At 31.4% G+C, this 3,340-nt stretch carries 2 protein-coding genes; both read right to left on the reverse strand.

Annotated features, from left to right (window positions below; all coding sequences use genetic code 4):
- Positions 1–939: hypothetical protein (locus CJJ23_RS04185; protein ID WP_180738036.1), on the reverse strand; the 939-nt coding region annotated here is incomplete at its 3' end.
- Entirely contained in the window at positions 933–3,155 is a 2,223-nt protein-coding gene (locus tag CJJ23_RS04190) for a hypothetical protein (protein WP_095335098.1), read from the reverse strand. The genes CJJ23_RS04190 and CJJ23_RS04185, both read right to left, overlap by 7 nt.
- Positions 3,156–3,340 lie beyond the last annotated feature (185 nt).

The following is a 3,340-nucleotide window of genomic DNA, read 5'->3' on the forward strand; positions in this document are numbered from 1 at the left end:
AACTACCATTGAACCAGAATTACCTGGGTTAGCATGATCTCCTGAATATAAACTTTCAGTTGCTGATAAAACTGTTGATGTATATAAACCATTTTTCTCGTTTGAAATATGAGTGCTGTTTGGGAAGTCAACGGACTTATTTTCGTTGTATCTACCATTGACATCAAAAGGAGCATAATATTTTTCATATGTATCTGCATCTCAATCTCTAAAGAATTTTTGAACGCTGCTACTTGTGCCTAAAGTTACAAAGGAATTGCGCATTGAACTTGTTGCTGACTTATCAGCAGCACGCCATGAGAAAATTCTGTTCGTACCATCTTTGATATTAGCTGCAGGATATCCAGCCATATATGAGTTGGTTCGATCATCCGTTCTAGGATTTAGATCAAGGGCTTTAAATCATGATTTCTGCTCATCTTCAGGTTTTTGTAAAATATCATAAAGTGCAGGCCAGTTTTTTTGTAGGTCTGAATCTTTGAAAACCATTTTAACTAAAACTAAATCAGGTCCCATTATTTGATAAGTATAATCTCCGTTTTGTTCTTCTCTTTTAATACCACCACCAATATTTTTATCTACTTGAGCTCCACTATTTTTCTCTATATGTCCGATTGTATATTGCGGCATATAGATGATACTATTAATGAAATTTTTGCGTGTTTCAGTTAATCATGTTGGCTCATCATCGGTTGCATTTAATATGGTTCTATTATCACCATCTTTAAACATAGGACTTGTAAAATTAACTACGTTATTACTATTTTTAGAATTACCTGAAACAAGTTGTTCTTTGTAAGCGTAGTTTCATTTTTCAGATTCTGGCTGCTCGCCATTCTTAGGTATTAGATCGCTTGAAGGAATATTACTAGTTTTTGAATAATCACTCGTTTCATATCTAGTCCATGTAAATGAGTAAAAACCTGAATTTTTTATCAACTACTTTGCTTATTAATTACTTTTGGGTTAGATGCGTTGGAACTAAATTGATGACCAGGATATCCATATCAAATTTCAGTTCCTGCTAATTTTCCAATATCTAGAACATGCTTATTTGTAGCCATTACAAAAGCGTGTTGACCTTCTGGAAGGTTATCATCAACAATTTTATCTACAACTCAAGCTGTACCACCCGAAGCAAAAACTCCAGTAGGATTACTTCTACGGTTAGATGTCGAAAAATTTAATCCTTGCTCATCTGTCCCAAAATATTTGTTAAGGTTATTTGGTTTATCTTTTTCAGGAACAGTTTTTCAATTTTTTATATTTCGATCCAATCTTGATTTAACAATTTTTCAGGTTTCGTTTTTGTCATCTTGATAATCGTCATTTTCACTAAATCACCCTGCATAACTTCAAGTTAATGAAACTGATCGATCATTTAAAAATTTAATGTAATCATAATCATTTTTTAAGTCAACATTTGTTTTATCTAGATCAATTTTAAATGCTTTATCTTCATTACCTTTTTTATAAGTTACATACAAAGTCATTGTTCCTGTTTTATTAGAAATAGCATCTGCATAGAATTTTATATTACTAATATCACTAGCAACTTTTTGAAATAATTTCAAGTTTTTATCAAAATCTTTTAGATCATTTTCAAAAATATGGTCTGATAAAATAGATTTTTTATTAAGTCTAATTTCATCACTTAAAGTTATTAACTTTCACCCAAACATCTTCGGATTTTGACCCATTTCGTTATTATTAACTAAATGTTTTAGTGAATTTAAATCAAATTTTAGATCACTTTGATTCATCTCAACTGCACGATCTTTAACTGCTTGTTCGGGTTTAAGGGGTTGAGGTGCTTCTGCAACATTATCTAAATTAGTACCATTTCCTGCCATGTTTAGATAATTACGATTAGCAATAATTTTTTGGTTATATCAAAAGTTGTATGATTGATTAAATGACTGATTTGGATTTAGTTTAAAATTGTTAGCAAGAATTTCATCTCTTTGCTCTTTTGCGCTACTAAAAATATTTTTATTAGGATTCCATTCAGGTGCATCTAATTCAGGAATTGGTCTTTGAAAATCTCTTCAATTATTTTTACCTTTAATACTTCCGTTTTGTGTTGTTCAGACATTACTTTTTCTCTGACTATTTACAGTAGTAGAACTATCAAAAAGATAATCGTTTGTTATTGGAAGATCTGAATTTACTTCAGTCTTAATTTCGTAACCTTGAAACTTTTTAAGATCCGTTTCAAACTTTTGAACATAAGGTTCTGAAGTTTTAGGTGGCTGTGTAGGAGTATCACTAGGTGGAATTACAGGTACTTCAGGCTTAGTTTCAGGTGGCTTAACAGCAATTGGTGGATTAGGAGTCGCTATAGGTGGAGGTGTCTGATCTAGTGGATTAGGATTTTCTGCAGGTGGATTATCTGGGGGTGTTGGTTTACTCGGTTTTTGATTATTTGGTGGCACTTCTTTAGTCGGAGGATTTTCGTTATCTGGTTGCTTTACAGTGCTTGGTGGATTAGGAGTCGCTATAGGTGGAGGTGTCTGATCTAGTGGATTAGGATTTTCTGCAGGTGGATTATCTGGGGGTGTTGGTTTACTCGGTTTTTGATCATTTGGTGGCACTTCTTTAGTCGGAGGATTTTCGTTATCTGGTTGCTTTACAGTGCTTGGTGGATTATTATCAGCAGGTGATTTTCCTTCAACTGGAGGCTTATCAATTTTAGGTGGATTTCCATCAGTTGGAGGTTTATTAGTTTCTGGCGGAGTTTTGCTTGAAGTTTGCTTTAAATCAACGATTTTAATAGTCTTATTTTTAACATCTTCAGCTTTACTTACACTTAAAAAAATTGTTAAAGAAAAATTAGTTTTATCAGCAGTAGCTAAGGTAATTTTAGAAATTTTATAACCATCTTTTAAAGCATCTTCAAATGCTTTTTTGTTAGGTTGATCCAGTAAATTTAGAAAAGATGTTTGCACATCTTTATCTAAATTTTGTAGTTTTTCTTTTAATTTATTTAGTTCATTGTTTTCTGCATTTGCCTTGACTTCTGCAGGTAAATTCTTAATAATTGTTTCTGCAGTTGGTGTTGGATTGGTTGGTTGTTGTGTACAAGCAATTGCTGCAACAACAGCAAATGATGCAACAGGTAGTGACATAATTGTTAATAATTTTCATCTTTTCATAAATTGAGTCCTTATTAGAAAGATTTTCTCTTCTATTTAAATTCTACGCCCGTTTTTTTTTTTTTTTTGTTTTAGTGAAAAAGCCTAAATTTTGCACATTTTTACCACAAATATGCATTTTTAAAAAAATTAAATTAATATATTAAATTATTAAATTAAAATTTTTTTTTATTATTTTTAAATAA

The organism is Mycoplasmopsis agassizii, assembly GCF_002276225.1.
In the GTDB taxonomy this organism is placed as follows: domain Bacteria; phylum Bacillota_I; class Bacilli_A; order Mycoplasmatales; family Metamycoplasmataceae; genus Mycoplasmopsis_B; species Mycoplasmopsis_B agassizii_A.